Genomic DNA, 18,741 nt, shown 5'->3' with positions numbered 1-18,741 from the left:
ATTTAACTATCACTCCTTCCGGCTGTATTTGCTAATGCAAATGGGTAAATATCCCCGCTACCATTTTCTCTCATCTTCTTTCCACATATAGTAAATGTCCATCTAGAATCCACCATATCATCCACTAATAAAATATTATCCTTTTTCACATCAAAAACTACAAATGATGCTTCTGCATTTTCTTTCTGACGCTCACTATTTTCAAACATCTTTTGTTCCTCTGCTTCCAGCTTTCTTATACCTACAAAATAATCTATTCCAAGTTTTGCAGCCAATCTTTTTGCAAAATCCGGTACCAAATCCGGATGTCTTAATGATGTAACAGGTGTTATCCACTTTATATCATGTTCCCTAACAAAATCATGTAATATATCAGCACTTGCATCCACCAGCTCATCTGAAAAATAATTGTGTAAATATTTACCCTCTTTTACCATCTTTCCATAAACTGCATCCGCATAATTACTCAAAACTCTACCTTCTTTACACTGTAAATCAACCGGAACTGTCTTTCTGGGCTTTATTATTCCGACTTCTTTTTTCATAAATTCCCTTGCTTGATTAACCTTTTCATCACTTACTTTCTCGTCAAAGAACTTTACACAACAATTCGCACATTTTCCACATTTTTTAGCATTTACATCATCTAATTTCTCAGCGATATAATCCATATAACAACCATCATAGTGTATATAGTTGTTCAAATCATTAAGCTCTTTTTCTCTGATTGCCGTAATCGCTTCACTTCTTTCCATATCCGGCTTCCATATCTTTGCAGTTTTATAATATTTTCTATCATCTTTATAAATATCGCCACTAACTTCCAAATATTTCAAACAGCTCATTAACCTGTTTCTTCTAATATTTAATTCTCTCAATAAGCCTGACAAGTTAAGTCCCGGATTTTCTTCAATACATTTTACAACTCCATTCATATTTTTCTCTGTAGGAAAAGCTGAATCTATAAAATATTTAAGTATATGTAGATCTTCTTCTCCACATAGCATTATGGCATAAGCAAGATCTATTCCTCTACCTGCTCTTCCAATTTGCTGATAGTAGGAAACGATATTTGCCGGACGTTGAAAATGTATTACAAAACCAATATCAGGCTTATCATATCCCATTCCAAAAGCTATTGTTGCAACCAAAACTTTAATCTCATTTTTTTGAAACTGCTCCAATATTATAGGCTTCTTATCTTTATCTGTTGCTGAATAATAACATTCGCATGAGATATTATTCTTTTTTAACCATGCAGTTACCAAATCACAATCCGCTAAAGTTAAGCAATATATTACTCCGGTACCGGGTATTTTTTCAATATTTTCAGCTAACCATGCCAGTCTATCTTCCTTTTTCTCCAGTTTAATAATCTGTATAGCCAAGCTCTCTCTTATTAGCTCTCCCCTGCTTATTACCAGATCCTCTCCCAACTGTAGGGCAATATCTTTTACTACTCTATCATTAGCCGTCGCAGTAGTTGCAAGTATTGGAACATTATTGGGGATCTTGTGAACTATATCTACAATTCTTCTGTAATCAGGTCTAAAATCATGTCCCCAATCGGATATACAATGTGCTTCATCTACAACAAATAGAGAGATTCTATGTGCTATTTTTTGTAAGCATTTTTCCAGAAAATCCTGATTTGACAATCTTTCAGGTGATATAATTAGTGCATCCACAGTATTTCCATTACATAATTCATTCATTATCAGATTTTCATTATCCGCATTTTCAGAATTAATTGTTACAACATTTAGTCCAAACCTTTGTGCTGAATCAATCTGATTACTCATTAATGCTAATAGTGGACTGATAATCAGTGTGATACCATCTTCCTTTTCCTCCCTTAAGATCTTTGTTGCCATAAAATAAACCAAACTTTTTCCCCAGCCTGTCTTTTGTACAACGAGTGTCCTCTTACCATCAATTACTGCTTCTATGGCTTCTCTTTGTCCTTCTCTAAATGTTGCATCTTCTCCATAATATTCTCTTAACAATTCATCAACTCTACCCATATCTATCTCCTTTTATAAAATATATTTTTAGTCCATACAGACTAAGTTTTCCTTAAAAAATATATTAATTTTCAAATACTACTCCACTACTATTCCACAATACTTATATAAACTTTTTATATTATACCAAATTTATGTCCTATGGATTACATATTTTGCAAGGTTCATAACCTCTTTTTATAAGTTCCTCTCTTGTAGTTAAAATTTCCTCTTTGTTTTTATCTTTTATCTTAGGTACTGACTTACAATCCGGATAATGAAATTTTAAAGAGTTATTATTCAATATATATTTTGTCAAATTAGAATCATTATTTATTAAAACTTCACTCTCCCCGGTTTCCTCTATCACACCCCTAACAACTGTACTATCTAAGATTATATCGTTTCCCTCCTGACCTGCTCTCCAAGTATTTGACGAATCAATATTCCACATAAGATTCTCTCCATCAGAAGTTACCACAATACTTCCCTGTTCATCAGTTCTATAGACGTCTGCACCAATTTCTTTAAATGCATCCAAAGATTCCCTATGTGGATGGCCATAGACGTTTTCACTACCACAACTTATAACCACAGACTTTGGTGATATTTTATTTAACCAATTATGTACTGATGAAGTTTTACTTCCATGATGCCCTGCATGGTATACATCCGCCTTTAAGTCAACTCCTGAATCTACTATATCCTGTTCCTCTTCAATCTCAGCATCTCCAGACAGTAAAAATGAAGTATCCTTATACTTAACTTTCAAAACTATGGAATTATTATTATTACTCTCACTTAAAGCTATGGGCCCCAGTACTATACAGCTTGCACTTCCCAGAGAAAAAGTATTTCCCACTTGTGGTACTGTAATGTTATAGTTCCTATATTTTATGGCATCCAAAAGCTCTTTATATTCCTTACTATCACTTGCCTTATCAGGCATAAATATATTTTCACAGTCAAACTTTGTAATAATAACATCCAGTCCGCCTATGTGATCTGCATCTGGATGAGTTCCAATAACATATTTTAGTTTAGAAACATTTTGCTTCTTCAGATATAATTGAACAGTGGTACCCTTAGTATTATCTCCGGCATCTATAAGCATCCACTCACCATCACAGCCGATTAATGTGGCATCTCCTTGACCCACATCTATAAAATGCATGGTAAAACTATTATTTTCCGATATCTTTGTACCAACAGTGGTTTCAATACTTGGAGATAAACCTTTTTGATTACTCTTAGTCTGTTTTGTAAAGATAAAACCAAATCCAAGAATCAACAGTATAAAAAAAGGAATAAGCCGAATCTTTCTATGCTCTTTCATTTAACAAAATCCCTCCATATATAAATAGGTCTTCCAAATTAACGGAAGACCTGTCTCATATTATGATGATATTAAAATTTAATTTCAGCTATGGATGAACAACATCATAGTTTGCTACATCATAGTATCCTGCAGGATCTACATCACTACCAAACCATATATGTGCATATTTTCCGTCTATAGATACACCCATGGTCTTTAACATTCCCCAGCCATCATTACCGGTAATTACAGCATTATGTGCTGAAGAATTTTTCCAAAGTTCCAGTGCTCCCTCAGGGGTTATCACACCACTTGATGATGAGGAAATCTCATATCCATTTCCAGTATATGAAGTTAATTCTCTTGGCTTACTCCACATTTTATTTGCGTATTGATGATCTGAGGTATAAACCACCGGTGTCCAGCTTCCATTACCTGACCAGCTGTGAAGGTTACCACGCACACCTCTAGAATCTACCTGATTTTCAGGTGCATATGCATTTGAATCTGCCACATGGATTCTTGCTACTGTTGTCAACGATTTTGAGAATGACAATTTTGGCAATCCCTGACTTTCTCTGTAAGCATTGATCAAACAGTAAAGTTTTGCTTCTTTCTCACTCACTCCCATTGCCATTAATGCATTGATCACCGGAGTATCCTGAGAAGATGCTGTGCTATTGTTTGGCACATTGTTATTTCCGGCTGTATTATTTCCTGTAGGTATTGTAACGCCATGATATTGTGTATTATTATTTGTTACACTGTTATTTGAACCTGTGGCATTTGTTCCACTATTGTTTGAACCAGCAGTACTTGTACTACTATTATTTAAACTTGAAGAACTTCCTGCACCGGAACCTACATGCCTGCTACTTCTGCCTGATGAACTCTTGCTACTTCCGCCTGATGAGCTGCTACCACCTGATGATTCTCTACTACGTTTGCTGATATTCATGCTTTTCTTTATACCTTCTACCCACTTACCGGTAGCATCCACATAATATCCGTCCGGCGTACTTGTACTAACAAGCATCGCACCATCCGCTCCTAAATAATAGTGTCCAACCCAACGATTTTCAACCATATAACCAGTATTATCAAAGTAATACCACTTATCCTTTATAAGCTTCCACTGATTTGTAGGATAAGTACCATTGACTTCCTCATACCACCAACCCTTATCATTTCTCTTCCACTGTGCCTCATTTTCTGCCATAGCAGGTACAGTCAAAGCCACCAAAACCACCATGGCTGATACAGTACACATTACTTTCTTGAACAAATTCATAAACACCTCCAACATTGTAAAATAGCTCAATACTATCATTTTCTATTGTAACATTTTTGTGAGTATATATTCAAGTGTGCTAGCTACTTTACTATTTTAACAATCCCTCTACCAATTTAATTATGCTTTCATTGTCCTCTTCCTTTGGATTCCACAACAGACGAACTTCTTCATCTATCACATCAAATCCGGCATTCTTTAATTGTTCTTTTAATATTTTTACAGATTCTCCTGACCAACCGTAACAGCCAAAAGCTGCTGCCTTCTTATTTTTGAACTTCAACTGTCTCAAAAATTCCAGCCATCCCGCTACACTACTTAATACTCCATTTCCAACTGTTGGGGAGCCTACGGCTATAGCCTTTGACTTAAAGATTTCAGTCATCACTTCATTTTTATCTGCTTTTGAGATGTTAAATACCTTTACTACAGTATCAGGGCTTTGAGAATGAATTTCATATGCTATTTTGTATGCAATCTTTGCAGTACCTTCCCACATTGTATCAAATACAATACTTATCTGATCTTCCTGATATGCATCAGCCCACTGACCATATTTCTCTACGATCTGTAAAGGATTTTCTCTCCATATAGCTCCATGAGATGGTGCAATCATATCAAACTGTAAATTAAAGCCGGCAATCTCCTCCAATTTCTTTTTAAGTATAGGTGCAAAAGGATTCAATATATTAGCAAAATATTTCATTGACTCTTTCCAAAGCAGACATTGGTCCGCTTTATCATTAAAAAGCTCTTCCACTGCATAATGCTGTCCAAATGCATCATTTGAGAAAAGTATATTATCCCCTGTTAAATATGTAGCCATACTGTCAGGCCAATGTAACATACGCATTTCTACAAATATAAGCTTTTTCCCATTACCTATATCTATAGTATCTCCTGTTTTTACTACATTAAAATTCCACCCACGCTTACCATACTGGCCCTCAATGCTCTTGACAGAAGCAGCAGTACAATAAATAGGTGTATTTGGAATCTCATCCATCAAAGCTGTCAAAGAGCCTGAGTGATCACATTCACCATGATTTGCTACAATAAAATCGATCTTATTAAGATCTATTTCCTGCTTTAAATTCTCCACAAAGTCAAAACGATGTGGTGTCCATATAGTGTCAATTAAGACCGTTTTCTCCTCTTCAATCAAGTATGCATTCTGGCTCGATCCATTTATTATAGAGTAATCATCACCATGAAAACTTTCAAGTTCCCAATCCAGATATCCTACCCAACTTACATTCCCTTTTACATTCTTTCTCATATTGATCCTTTCTAAACATATACAGTTTACATCAATTTCATTTTAGCATTTACATGTACCGTTTCACAATCCATATTATAAACAATTATATACTATAATTATTCATAAATATAAAATATGCATATAGGAATTGCTCCCATATGCATATAAAAGTATACTTTTAGAATCCAAGATTATCATTCACCAAAATCACGTGTATTCTTCCTCCATGTCTTGAATATCTGGTAATCAGAAACTGACAACAGATAGTATCCGGTGATTTACAGTCTGAGCATTTTCCTGTAATCTTGCAAGGAGTCTTTATATCAAATCTCTGTGTATTTGCGGTAGCTGCTACATTTCTGGCACGCTTCATAGCACTATCTATATCCGAACATATCTTATTGATTCCTACTATAAATATAACCTTTTTAGGTCCCTGTGCTATACAGGATACACGGTTAGCATTACCGTCAATATTTACAAGTACTCCATCATCTGTCATAGCATTCGCACTTGAAAGAAATATATCTGCATCATAAGCTGCAAGCAGTGCCTCTCTAGGTTCCATCTTAGCCCTGTCCATATAATTATAATTACCCTGCTCAAGTGCAGAAATTAAACCAATCTCGTTTGCACTCATACAACCGCCCATAGCAATATTGCTATTTTCCGGTATAAGTTCAAGAGCAATCTTAAGTGCCTCTCCCTTATCCTTTGCATAGTACCCTGTCATATTTCTGGATTTCAAACCTTTGATCACAGTATCTGTCAATATTTCATTTCTCTTTTTTAAGTTCTCGTTCATATTGTCCTCCACTTAATTAACTACTATCAATATATTTGAGCATTGACATGAGATAGTGTTTAGATTATAACTCTTTTTATATAAATCTTAAACACTTGCTGTGCACAATTATTCTGTTTTTACTATATTTAAAATAAAAACTCTTTAGTCAGATCTGTAAATATCCAACTAAAGAGTTTCTTTACTTATCCAGAGTTTTAGCTCGTTCAAGTGCTCTATCTATATTCTCACAAAAATTATCTTTACCTAACTTTTCGATAAACCCTGCCTTTCCCATAACCTTTATAGGTTGTTCATTTACATGAGATAATATCAAAGTCATATTTCTTTTTTTACAGATTCCAAGCAATTCTTCCAAAGCTTCAAGTCCTGAAATATCCATTACCGGTACATTTCTCATACGAAGAACCAGTACATTTTTTTCATCTTCATGTGCTATATTAAGTAAATCTTTTGTAGCACCAAAAAATAATGCTCCAAAAATCTCATAAACTATTGTATTTTTAGGTACAGCCTTAAAGTCGGAATTTAGTGCATACTCATCTAAGTCTGATTTATCCACCCATTGCCTTACATTTGCAATATCTGACATACGCTTTAGGAAAAGAAATGCCGCAAGAATCATACCAAATTTTATAGCCATTACCAGGTCAAAAAGTACCGTTAAAAATAAAGTAATCAATAAAACCGCAATATCACTTTTAGGTGCTATTTTTATTATGTGTACCACATTTTTCCATCCGCTCATATTGTAGCCGACTATAATAAGAATGGCCGCCAGACAACTCATAGGAATAAGTGATGCATATGGCATCAAGAATAACAATATAAGCATAAGTGTAATTGCATGAATCATACCTGCAATAGGTGTTCTTCCGCCATTTTTAACATTTGCGGCAGTTCTTGCAATAGCACCGGTAGCAGGTATTCCACCAAAGAGTGCCGACATTATATTGCCAACTCCCTGTCCTATAAGCTCTGCATTCGGACTGTGATGACTCCCTGTCATTGTATCTGAAACCACGCATGATAAGAGAGATTCTATAGCAGCCAATATCGCTATGGTAAATGCCGGTGAAACCATCAAAGATATAAGCTCAGGTGATATATCCGGTATACCAAACTTTGGGAGTCCTGCCCTTATAGTATATAAGTCCCCTATAGTTTTTACAGGAAGGTTTCCAAACTTTACAATTAGAGTTGTAACTATAATTGCAATCAAAGATCCCGGAATCTTCTTAGATACCTTCGGCCAAAATATCTGAATAAGCAATGCCAAAAGACCTACTAAAAAAGTTGCGATATTTAATGTGTGAAAATTCTTAAAAAGAGCAATCATCTTCTCCACAAATTCCGCCGGCACCGCTCCCATATCAAGTCCGAAAAAATCTTTTATCTGTCCTGCCACTATGCTTACAGCAATTCCGAATGTGAATCCTACCGTAATAGTCTTTGGTATAAACTTTATTAAATCTCCAAGTCTAAAGATTCCCATAAGTATCAGCATAAATCCTGCCATTATGGTGGCAACTGTAAGCCCTGCTATTCCATACTGAGCCACTATACCATAGATTATTATAACGAAGGCAGCGGTCGGTCCACCTATCTGCACTATACTTCCACCCAGAAATGAAATAAAAAATCCTGCAACCACCGCTGTATACAGCCCCTGTTCCGGATTTACACCTGATGCAATTGCAAGCGCTATTGAAAGCGGCATTGCAATAATTGCAACTATGATACCTGAAATCAAATCCTTTACAAACTGCTCTCCGTTGTAACCTTTTAATGCTTCAAAAAACTTAGGTCTTATATAACTGAAGTCCACATTTCCTCCCCATATGTTCTAAAATTTTAATCTTTACCATAAGAACAATATGACTTTATGATAGCATAGACAAAATATATTCTACAATACTTATGTATACAAAAATCAAACATATTATAAGCTTGAAATTCTTATGTCAAAAATACATATATGTTTTAAATTATATATCTAATGTTCCATATTATTCCTTAGGATTGTACTTATATAATCCCCCTTATTCCTGCTTATGCATGCTGTCGCATATGTCAAGGGCGATTTGGATGTAACTCCCTTATATTCAGGACTTTTTAAAACAGGCATACTATAGAATACATTCTTTTTATTCTCCAAATCTATAAACCACTTACCACCTATATATTTTCTGAAAGTCTCTCCAATATATACTGTCAAGTAATCAAGCGTTTTCTTATCTTTTATCAGCCCTTCGGCATCTTTATAATTAGCTAAGATCCATTTTTCCAGTTCATCCAATGACCCCATACTGTAGTCAAGTTTCAAGTTGTTTTCCCCCGCAAATGTGTCTGTAAAATATTCCATTTTAAAAGGTATAAGAATTATCCACTCTTCAAAGTTTTCCCTAGTATAGCCCATATTTTTACTCTCCTCATTTCTATTTATCTACGTATTCTCCAATTTTATAAATATTATACAAAGGAATATTTGTCATCCATTTCTGATCACGATTCTTTCCGCACTCTTCCCAAAGAAATGATAACCTGAGCCTCCCTCGCTTATAACATCAAGAAGCTCATCAGGTTTAGTCACCAAGATACCACCCATTACCGTTACGCCTCTTTTAAAGAATGCATCCGGTATCATTCCGGCTGTAGGACCTGTAACCAAAATATCTGCACCGGGCTTACACATAGCCAGTAAATCGGGTAATGTATCATTAAGGATAGTAACACCTGTAATAACATCAAGATCTGAATCCGGAAGATACACATTGGCATCCTTTGAAGGTGCAAAATGCTCCAGCTCCTTGCCCTTTAGAGTACGTGAATCCATCTCCAGAACTTTAAAATCTGCATCTGCTGCAAGCAGCTTTTTAAGCATCGGTACCAAAGCACCTATTACAACGCTTTTTTTACCCTTGGGAACCTCCATCACATCAAAAGAATCTACATCTATCTCTATTTTATACTCCAAGTTCTTATTTCCCTCCCAGTAACAAGCTGAAAGTGCATTAAGTGTTGCAATAGCCAGTGTCTTTCTTAGAATATTCTCATGTGAAAGATCATCCAAATAGCTCTTTACACTCCTACCGCTTAGTTTACCTGATAAAGGCATAGCCTTTGCGGAACTTGGACAGCATACAGCCTCCGGAATCTCCTTAACCGGAGTAAAACAAAGACCGCCATGACCTGTACTTAATTTTACTCCTGAAAAGAACAGTCCGAACACCGCCCTTTCAACTACCATTTTATCCAGTCTCTCTCCAAAATACTCTTTTAAAATATCGGCACTTTCCTGTAATAATATATTCATTCTTTATTTCCTTTCCATTTAAATTCTGTTGGCAAATAACCATGTGATTAGCCATAGATTACGCTGCTTTCCACAATTACTATCTATTTCCGCCCTATTCCATATACTATTCCTTTACATCTACAATATCAATATATAAAGTGATATAATGATACTTGATTTTATAATACTTTTACATACTCAAAGGAGGTGAATGTAATGGGATTTTTTATATCTACATTAGCCTTTGGTATATTTTCACTGCTATGCTTTATTTTAGCTGTTTTTATATACTTTAGGCTGCTGATAGCTGTTTATACTTTTAAGAAGCTCCCTAAATGGATATATACTTTAGGTCATATCCAGATTACAAGAAGGCCTGTTCACCTTGACGATATCACGGATAAACCTGCACTTATAGAGGCTAGCGTTTTTATGCTGTGTATTATTTTAGTTAATATAATAGTTACCGTTGTAAATTATTTCAAATTACACAATATGGGAAAAGCAATTTTTTCCTGTTTACAAATGCAGTTTGCTATAATTATAGCTGCGATAATACTTTCCGGAATTACCAGACCAATTATACGTTTTTTGATACCCACATACCGTACGAAATATTCTTACTCCACTACCAATGCACTGGATGTACTTATGTTTTTCGCCTCATTTGCATTTACTTTTTTTATATCTATAGCAGGTATTCCGGCAAAGCCTGTAAATGTACAGATAGCAGGAACTAATGTGATTATCGGTTCAACAAAAGCATCCGTGCTTCTTGATAACGGCTTTACCTTTAAAGACAAAAATGCAGACAGTGAGATTATAAATACACGAAGTGACCACTTTTACTATGGAGAATATTTGGAATTGTATCTTGGTGATAAATCTTTTGGTCATGTGTGTGTTACACCGACATGGAAGGACTTGGATGAGCTTAAAAATTGTACTATAACATCATTTAAGGCTACACCCAATGATACAGATTTATCTGCTGTGAAGTTTAACAATATAACTCTGTCGGATCTGGAGCTAAGTGACTTTGAAAATAAAGATTTGATAGATATTTTTTCACTGCATCCGATAGTTTATGATGAGATGAAAGGCCCTTATTACTTTGTACTTACATTGCAAACTCATGACTATTCTCTTTGGAAACGCTATCGTATAGAAGCTGATTTTAACTCTGATAACAGTATCTCAAACTACACTGTAATGGCACAGCATACTATATGGGAATAAAACGGGAAAGCTTAAAAAGCTTTCCTTGTTATAGGTCTGATTTCTTATGATTCATATTTTCCATACAGTTTTTTAGTATAGTGCTGATATAATCTCCCCTTTTCCTATTTATACATGCAGTCGCATATGTCATTGGAGCTTTGTATAGTTCTCCTATGTAATCAGGACTTGTCAAAACAGGCATGGAATAGTATGCATTCTTTTTATTTTTTAAATCTATAAACCATTCTCCACCTATATGCTTCCTGAAAGTCTCACCTATATATACAGTCAAGTAGTCTAAGTTTTCAGCATCATTTGTCAAGTCCTTTATCTCACTGTAATTAGTGAGAATCCATTTTTCAACCTCATCAAGTGACCCTATGCTGTAGTCCAGTTTTAAATTATTTTCTTTTGCAAATTTATCTGTAAAATATTCCATCTTAAAATCTATAAGAATAATCCATTCTTCAAAGTTTTCTTTCGTATAAGCCATTTTTTCTCCATTCTTTTACAACATACTTTTATTATATAGATACATTATATCAAGGCAAGTATACTTTCTGAACTTAAAATCTTCAAATGATTTTGTCAAAATTGTGAATCGATTTTTATACAAATATATAGTAAAATTATATCAAAATTCACGGAGGTATAATTTATGTCAAAAAAACTTTCATCAAAACTTGTAGGTATTTTATGTTTTTTAGCTATATGTCTTTTTGCTATATTTACATCAGCCTGTTCATCTGCTAAAAAGCCTACTGAAGTATCAGGCGAGAATACTGATTCTAATAGTAGCGAGGAGCAGGATGTATCTAATTCTGATACTAGTGATAATACAACTGTATCCGATTCCAATAATTTTTCTCTTTACATAAAGGGAGACAATCTATATATGGCTCGCTATGATAACTCTGAAATTATAGATCTTGGACCTTGTACAACTAATGGAAGTGTTATGGGGGAATTTTCTATAAAAGGATATAACAAAAACTTAGATCAATTTTGTTCCTTTTCAGATTATGACGGTGAAACCTATACTCTATATATATCAGCATCTAAAACACCTACAGAGCGAACCAAAGTAGCTGACAATGTTACAGTACATTCAGCCTTAAAAAATGGTGATATACTCTATATTTCAAATAAAGAGCTGTTTTTATATAAGGGTGGTAAAGCAGTTAGTCTCTTTAAAGAAGAGGGCGAAGAGGAAATAAAATACATTATTTCTAAGGCCCAGGATAAGCTTTTAATTGTTCCGGGTAAGCGCAATTATGACAAAGAAAAATTGATGAATGTATATTTAATCGATATATATACAGGTAATAACACAGTATATTCAGATTTTAATATAAATTCTTTCAATTATTCTTTTGAGCTTGATTCAATATGCTATTTTAAGGATAATACAATATATAAGTTGGAAGATGGAAACTCAAAAGAAATAGTAAAAGGTATTGACGAACCATATAATGAAGTTACTTATTCTTCTGATAAAGTCATCTATGCGTCAAAAGCTGATGAACCAACATCCCTCTATAGATTTGACTTTAACGGCAATGAGGAATTAGTCAGTGATTCATTTGTAAAATTTGTAAGATTTAATATAAAAGAAAATTTTCTGGCATATACAGAAAAAAACTCTGAGGACAAAATTATTCTAAAAGTAGTACAGAATGGTGAAACACTGGGAGAGTATGAAGATATAGAAGATAGTGACGACATATACAGACTAAAAGAAGCACACCCTTCTAAATCAAAATATTGGTATTTTTTCTCTGAAGAAAATAAGAAGCTTTGGAAAGTCGCTTTAGAAGGAAATACAAAAGGTGAAATTGAGCTTGTAAATGAAAATATAAATTATTTTGTAGATTTTGCTTATTCACAAGACTCTAAAGCGGAAAATGATGATTTGTTGTATTTAGCAGAAATCAAAGGGAATGACTATTGTTCTTTATTCCTGGATAAAAACATTATCAATGAAAATGTAGGCAAATATTATTCTCCGGCACATTTGGAAAATAATGGTACTGAGACTTATATCATATACACTGATACTCTTTCACAAACTTCATATGAAGATGATAATGATACTTATCATATTTGGGAAAACGGTCGGGATACTGTAATTGCAAAAAATGTAAAAGATTATAATGGATATCATTCATATCGTAATAAATTAGAAAAAATTTATTTTTTAACTGATTATGACGAAACTAAAGGAACAGGTACTTTAAAACAATATTTAAATGGAGAACTTAAAGATATAGATAGTGATGTAAAGAGCTTTGTGAAAAATAATACAAGTTCATTTAGCACTATATTCAGATAATAAAGATATAAATACTGCCGGAGTCTGACGCAACCCATGTGGATCACGTAAGGCTCCGGTAGTAATACATCTTCTAAGGTATCATACCCTACTTTCCCATATCTTCCAAACAGTTTTTCAGTATAGTGCTTATATAATTGCCCTTTTTTCTGTTGATACATGCAGTTGCAAATGTCATCGGTGCTATATAGCTCTCTCCTATGTAATCGGGGCTTGTCAAAACAGGCATAGAATAATATGCATTCTTTTTATTTTTCAAATCTATAAACCACTCTCCACCAATATGTTTCCTGAAAGTCTCACCTATGTATACTGTCAAATAGTCTAAGGTCTTCGTATCATTTATCAAATTCTTTATCTCACTGTAATTACCTAGAATCCAATTTTCAATCTCGTCCAGTGACTCTATGCTGTAGTCAAGTTTTAAATTGTTTTCTTTTGCAAATGAATCTGTAAAACACTCCATTTTAGAGTCTATAAGAATTATCCATTCTTCAAAGTTTTCCTTGGTATAAGCCATATTTTATCTCCGGTTTTATAATTTTTTCAATCACTAAATGATTCTAATATTTTCTTCAATATTCTAAATTTTAGTTGGTTAAATGGTGCATACCTGATGGGTAAATCAATCATTGTTTTACTCCAAACAATACTCTTTTTATGGCTGAATGTATCGAATCCGAACTTCCCATGATACGAACCCACTCCACTACTTCCTACTCCTCCAAATGGCATATAATGATTTGATACTTGCAGTATAACATCATTTATGCATCCACCACCGTATGAAATGCTATTTATAATATGCTTTGCTGTATCTTCATCCCTTGTAAATACATAGCATGCCAAAGGCTTCTCATGTTCTTTTATTATCCGTATTACATTATTGATATCGTCATATTCTATGATTGGAAGCAGTGGCCCGAATATCTCCTCTTTCATAATCTCATGGTCAAAATCCACATCAGGTAAAATAGTAGGCTCTAATCTATGAACTACATCATCACCTCTGCCACCTATTATATTCTCCTCTGATTTTATTAGATTCATCAGTCTTTTATAATGATACTCATTTATTATTCTTGGATAAGTATCATTATTTAATGCATTAGGATATCTTTTCTTTAGTTCTTTCTGCAAATACTTTATAAATCTGTCCTTAACACTGCTATGTATTAACACATAATCAACAGACACACAGGTCTGTCCGGCATTAAGCAGTTTCCCCCACAGTACTCGCCTTGCAGCAAGTTTTATATCTGCAGTCTCATCTATAATACAAGGGCTCTTTCCACCAAGCTCCAAAGAAATCGGTATAAGCTTATTGCTCGCTATATTCATTACAATCTTTCCTACTCTTTGACTTCCTGTAAAGAATATATAATCATATCTTTGATTCAGAAGCTCATCATAATCTATATCTTCATCCACACAGAAAATATAGTTTGAACTAAACGCTTTATTTATAATATATTTGATGACTTTTGAAGTATAAACACTCTCTTTTGAGCATTTGATTATTGCGGTATTTCCTGCCGCTATTGCCGCTATCAACGGTGCTATCGCCAAATTGAATGGGTAATTCCAAGGTGATATAATAAGCACCACTCCATAAGGCTCAGAGTATATATAATTCTTTGCCGGAAATGTAGATATAGTTCCTTTTACCTTCTCCGGTCTGCTCCACTTTCTTACATTTTTTAAAGCCTCATTTATCTCCGCATAAACTATTGCCAGTTCACTCATATATGCCTCAGCCTTAGACTTTAAAAGATCCTTATATAGAGCGGAAAGGATTGCTACCTCATTGTTCCTAATTGCCTCTTTCAACCTTTGCAATATCTTAATTCTATATTTGACTGATTTAGTTGCATTTGTGTTAAAGAAATCTCTTTGTTTATTTATAATTTCTTTTAATTCTACTTTTTTCTCCATAATGTACCCCCTCTCTCCGTCCTTCCACATTATAAAATAGATTTAATCGTGTTGAATACCAGCTTGGAGAATTTTGACTCAAAAATTTCTTCAGAAAGCACCAAAGTCACTCTATTTTCCTTTAATAAATATCCACTGTTAAAAATCAATAAAAACGGCCCTTCCCCGGACAGTTCATCTACATAAAAGCCCTTTTCATCCATCAACTGAAACATCTCTTCATCTCGAGAAACAAAAATATCTGTTGTTTCATCTTCATTATCAATGACAATATATGGATTTTTCCAAAACGTAATACTTTCTTTTATTTTTTCTATAAAAGCATCTCTATTTTTATTAGTATATAAGATGTAGTCGACACCTGTAATCATGTTTTCACCTGCTTATTCTAAATTTTTTTACACTTAAGCATCACTTCAAGCCATTTCTTTACATTTTCACAGTTCTTTTACAGATGTATCTGTAAAATATTCTATCTCAGGTTTTTAATTTTAGAATATATTATTCAGCATATCATGGATATATCTACTCAGGCCATCTTCTGTGTCTATTCCATATTTATTATTTGTCTGAATATAATAATTCATTATTTGATCTTTTGACAAAAGCTCATTTGAAGGAATACTTTCACCATATCCTATTCGTGCTTCCTTCCAAGGGGACTCATTGTGTGTAATCTTCTCCAATACCTTTCCACTATATATTCCAAATGTATTTACAACAAGCTCTATTACTTTCTTTTCATTATCTTTCAAAGTGTCTTCCATTCCGCTTAAAAGTGCAAAACGTGCATCGTCAATAGGATTATACTTAAAATCTCTAAACAGTTCATAAACCTCCGGATATACAGGTCCATGTACCCAAGCCCTACAATCCTCCACAAATATAGGCTTCCTATACAACGCTAAATATACTCCCTGAGTAAAATATAATAGTTTCTGCAACATTAGAGGTGTTACCTCTTCCAGCTTTTTAAAAATATATGCTATTACCCCGAGCATGTTATCAGAAACAGAAAATAACCTTTCCATACTTACAGCTGCATTATAGGCTTTTTTATATGCTGTATCTGTTATTCGCTCTCTGTTTTCAATAAGTTTCTTTTTCATATATTCTGGTGATGAAATTGCAGATTTAATTATATCCGAATATTCTTTTGACGACACCTATCCTTCCAGATATCTGGAAATAGTTATCTCTCCAAATCCGATTGCTAAAGATAGAGGTCCTTTTCCTATATTATAAATTTTCATAAATCTTTCGATGTCATCAATTGATACCAATCCCTCTGCTTTCCTATACTGCTCATCAATTTCTCGAATATTCTTATCCATAAGTCCCGGAACACTCATTTCCTCACCTCATTCTGTACATATGGCAACAGTAATTGAAAAATTATAATCCTTATCCTTTATATTTTTTATAATATCCTTCTTTTGTAAAATGTATTCCTTCTCTCTCCTACACTCGATACAGAAATCTCTTCTCTCATTTGACAAAATAGTCACCTCCAAATTATTACTTGAAATAGTATGTAAGCGGATACTTCTGCTCATGGAATGAAATAACAATCACAAAACAGTTCTATATTCAATACATTATCCCCCGGAGAATATGATTTTTAAATTATATAATCAAGATACATATGTGATTGCTTTTTGTCAATATCCTATCATTAATTGTGTTTTAACCTTATATACTTATAAAAATACCTTTTACTTATCTAACATGTAACAATGATATATGTCTTACACCTTATATCCCCCCTACTCCAGTATCTCCAAAATATCCTCTATCTCTACTACCTCACTTAATACAATAGTTTTACTATATCCCTCATCACATAATAAAACTTCCTTTTCATAAGGGAAGTAGCTTCTGAGCCATTTTATAAACTCTGCATAATCATAGAGCCTGTTCTTTGAGTTGAAATAATTTATCATGAATACACTTCTATCCTTAAGCATCCAAAGTTCAAACTCATACTCATCCTCGTAGTCTTCCCAACAAATATTGTACCGGCAGTCCTCATCATCCTTTACCGAAATACCGACTTTAGGAAATCTTTGTTTAATGTCATTATTAAACTTCTCTAAATTAAAATCAGTATTTTCTTTATCCGTCACATAGATAAAATATGAAACAGCCATATTCCCCCCATAAAAGTATTAAATATCGTAAATTTTACAACAAAATGATATAATATAAGTATACAACTTTTAATTTGAAAAGGGGAGCTACAATGGCCTTTTTTATAGTTTCAATAGCGCTCGGTATTCTTATATTGGTGCTTCTTATGTTTACAGTTTATATGTATGTAAAACTTGTAACAGCTGTGAGAACAAATACTGAAGTTCCAAATTGGATGTACAAGATTGGGCAAGGATTTAAAAGTAAAATCAATATCAATTACGAGGATTTTACAGAACCTGCAGCATTGTGGGATACCAATTTTTTTATCCTTTGTTTTATTTTAGCCAATATTTTTTTCTATTTTGTAATGTATTATCAAACACAAAATTCCAAGAAAGCATTTTATATATGTGTTGGCTTGCAGGCAGTAGTTGTTTTGATAGCAATGTTATTCTACTTTATAGTAAAACTGATTTTATTTTTTGTATCTCATATATTGGGAATTTACAGGCCACTCTACTCACCGACAAACGCTGTAATGGCAGGTATATTTGTTACTGCACTTGTATATACTCTATGGATGCTTAGGGTGGGACTTCCTGAAAGACCTCTAGATATACAAATAGATAACAGCACTGTGGTAATAGGCGAAACAAAAGCCTCCTCTCTTTTAGCAGACGGCTTTGAGTTTTACGGTAAAGATGCAGACAGTGAAATTGTAAATAAACGAAACAGCCAACTTCACTATGGCGAGCTTGTAGAGTTGCTTCGTGACGGAAAATCTTATGGATTTATGAGTATTACTCCTACATTTAAAAATTCAGATAAACTTGAAAATTGTACCATAACATATTATGAGATACCGGGTGACAGTGAGGTTTTATCTCAGGTAAAATTTAATGATACAGATCTATCATCATTGAGCATTCAGGATTTTGAAAACAGCGATCTGGCTGATATTTTTTCACTAAAGCCTTATAATTATCATCAGTATAAACGCAGTCCTTTGTATACCTTAAAACTGCAAACTGTAGGGTACTCACTGTGGAAAAGTTATAGCATTGAGGCGGATTTTTTTGAAAATAACTCAGTACACCATTATGGTGTAATGGCACAGCATACTATTTGGGAATAATGGAGGAAT

Annotated in this window: 19 protein-coding genes; 3 read left to right on the top strand and 16 right to left on the bottom strand. The window is 33.8% G+C overall.

All coding sequences use genetic code 11. The features are described from left to right. Window positions 1-2 precede the first annotated feature (2 nt). The 8 genes from D4A81_RS01930 to D4A81_RS01895 form a co-directional block, all read right to left on the bottom strand. Complete coding sequence (locus tag D4A81_RS01930) at window positions 3-2,024, bottom strand: RecQ family ATP-dependent DNA helicase (RefSeq protein ID WP_111523966.1); 2,022 nt, start codon at window positions 2,022-2,024, stop codon at window positions 3-5. 139 nt (window positions 2,025-2,163) lie between these two features. Then, complete coding sequence (locus D4A81_RS01925) at window positions 2,164-3,339, bottom strand: ComEC/Rec2 family competence protein (protein ID WP_111523965.1); 1,176 nt, start codon at window positions 3,337-3,339, stop codon at window positions 2,164-2,166. Between the two features lie 88 nt (window positions 3,340-3,427). Continuing rightward, window positions 3,428-4,612: a CAP domain-containing protein gene (locus D4A81_RS01920; RefSeq protein WP_111523964.1), complete on the bottom strand. Its 1,185-nt coding sequence runs from the start codon at window positions 4,610-4,612 to the stop codon at window positions 3,428-3,430. 91 nt (window positions 4,613-4,703) lie between these two features. Beyond that, entirely contained in the window at window positions 4,704-5,891 is a 1,188-nt protein-coding gene (locus tag D4A81_RS01915; RefSeq protein ID WP_111523963.1) for an oxygen-binding di-iron domain-containing protein, read from the bottom strand. A 160-nt stretch (window positions 5,892-6,051) separates the two neighbouring features. Continuing rightward, window positions 6,052-6,678: a lactate utilization protein gene (locus tag D4A81_RS01910; RefSeq protein WP_111523962.1), complete on the bottom strand. Its 627-nt coding sequence runs from the start codon at window positions 6,676-6,678 to the stop codon at window positions 6,052-6,054. 181 nt (window positions 6,679-6,859) lie between these two features. Continuing rightward, window positions 6,860-8,506: a SulP family inorganic anion transporter gene (locus D4A81_RS01905; RefSeq protein ID WP_111523961.1), complete on the bottom strand. Its 1,647-nt coding sequence runs from the start codon at window positions 8,504-8,506 to the stop codon at window positions 6,860-6,862. 168 nt (window positions 8,507-8,674) lie between these two features. Further along, a complete protein-coding gene (locus tag D4A81_RS01900; protein WP_111523960.1) occupies window positions 8,675-9,097 on the bottom strand; it encodes a hypothetical protein in 423 nt (140 codons plus the stop codon). Window positions 9,098-9,169: 72 nt separating this feature from the next. Next, window positions 9,170-9,994 (bottom strand): DUF364 domain-containing protein, encoded by an 825-nt coding sequence (locus D4A81_RS01895; protein ID WP_111523959.1) that lies wholly within the window; start codon window positions 9,992-9,994, stop codon window positions 9,170-9,172. 198 nt (window positions 9,995-10,192) lie between these two features. Between D4A81_RS01895 and D4A81_RS01890 the strand changes: the two genes are divergently transcribed. After that, complete coding sequence (locus tag D4A81_RS01890; RefSeq protein ID WP_111523958.1) at window positions 10,193-11,215, top strand: hypothetical protein; 1,023 nt, start codon at window positions 10,193-10,195, stop codon at window positions 11,213-11,215. A gap of 28 nt (window positions 11,216-11,243) precedes the next feature. On the opposite strand, the gene D4A81_RS01885 is transcribed toward D4A81_RS01890, so the two are convergent. Continuing rightward, window positions 11,244-11,690 (bottom strand): hypothetical protein, encoded by a 447-nt coding sequence (locus D4A81_RS01885; protein WP_111523957.1) that lies wholly within the window; start codon window positions 11,688-11,690, stop codon window positions 11,244-11,246. Window positions 11,691-11,855: 165 nt separating this feature from the next. Here D4A81_RS01885 and D4A81_RS01880 point away from each other — a divergent pair, with 165 nt between their 5' ends. Continuing rightward, complete coding sequence (locus D4A81_RS01880) at window positions 11,856-13,529, top strand: hypothetical protein (RefSeq protein ID WP_111523956.1); 1,674 nt, start codon at window positions 11,856-11,858, stop codon at window positions 13,527-13,529. Between the two features lie 88 nt (window positions 13,530-13,617). On the opposite strand, the gene D4A81_RS01875 is transcribed toward D4A81_RS01880, so the two are convergent. The 7 genes from D4A81_RS01875 to D4A81_RS01855 all read right to left on the bottom strand — a co-directional run bounded on the left by D4A81_RS01875 (window position 13,618) and on the right by D4A81_RS01855 (window position 17,614). Further along, entirely contained in the window at window positions 13,618-14,049 is a 432-nt protein-coding gene (locus D4A81_RS01875; RefSeq protein WP_111523955.1) for a hypothetical protein, read from the bottom strand. Window positions 14,050-14,075: 26 nt separating this feature from the next. Further along, the gene (locus D4A81_RS01870) at window positions 14,076-15,464 is read right to left on the bottom strand and encodes an aldehyde dehydrogenase family protein (RefSeq protein ID WP_111523954.1); all 1,389 of its coding nucleotides are present in this window, start codon (window positions 15,462-15,464) and stop codon (window positions 14,076-14,078) included. Between the two features lie 29 nt (window positions 15,465-15,493). Continuing rightward, entirely contained in the window at window positions 15,494-15,835 is a 342-nt protein-coding gene (locus tag D4A81_RS01865) for a hypothetical protein (RefSeq protein WP_111523953.1), read from the bottom strand. A gap of 120 nt (window positions 15,836-15,955) precedes the next feature. Further along, complete coding sequence (locus tag D4A81_RS01860; RefSeq protein WP_242977547.1) at window positions 15,956-16,630, bottom strand: Panacea domain-containing protein; 675 nt, start codon at window positions 16,628-16,630, stop codon at window positions 15,956-15,958. After that, complete coding sequence (locus D4A81_RS13380) at window positions 16,631-16,816, bottom strand: hypothetical protein (RefSeq protein WP_242977546.1); 186 nt, start codon at window positions 16,814-16,816, stop codon at window positions 16,631-16,633. A 9-nt stretch (window positions 16,817-16,825) separates the two neighbouring features. After that, complete coding sequence (locus D4A81_RS13375; RefSeq protein WP_242977544.1) at window positions 16,826-16,963, bottom strand: hypothetical protein; 138 nt, start codon at window positions 16,961-16,963, stop codon at window positions 16,826-16,828. 267 nt (window positions 16,964-17,230) lie between these two features. Beyond that, window positions 17,231-17,614 (bottom strand): hypothetical protein, encoded by a 384-nt coding sequence (locus D4A81_RS01855; protein WP_111523952.1) that lies wholly within the window; start codon window positions 17,612-17,614, stop codon window positions 17,231-17,233. Window positions 17,615-17,706: 92 nt separating this feature from the next. On the opposite strand from D4A81_RS01855, the gene D4A81_RS01850 reads away from it, so the two are divergent. Next, window positions 17,707-18,732, top strand: a complete 1,026-nt coding sequence (locus D4A81_RS01850; RefSeq protein ID WP_111523951.1) for a hypothetical protein — start codon at window positions 17,707-17,709, stop codon at window positions 18,730-18,732. Window positions 18,733-18,741 lie beyond the last annotated feature (9 nt).

Origin of the sequence: Lachnoanaerobaculum umeaense (assembly GCF_003589745.1) — a bacterium.
Lineage (GTDB): Bacteria > Bacillota > Clostridia > Lachnospirales > Lachnospiraceae > Lachnoanaerobaculum > Lachnoanaerobaculum umeaense.
The sequence above is the reverse complement of the archived record's forward strand: the minus strand, read 5'-3'. Positions and strand labels throughout refer to the sequence as shown.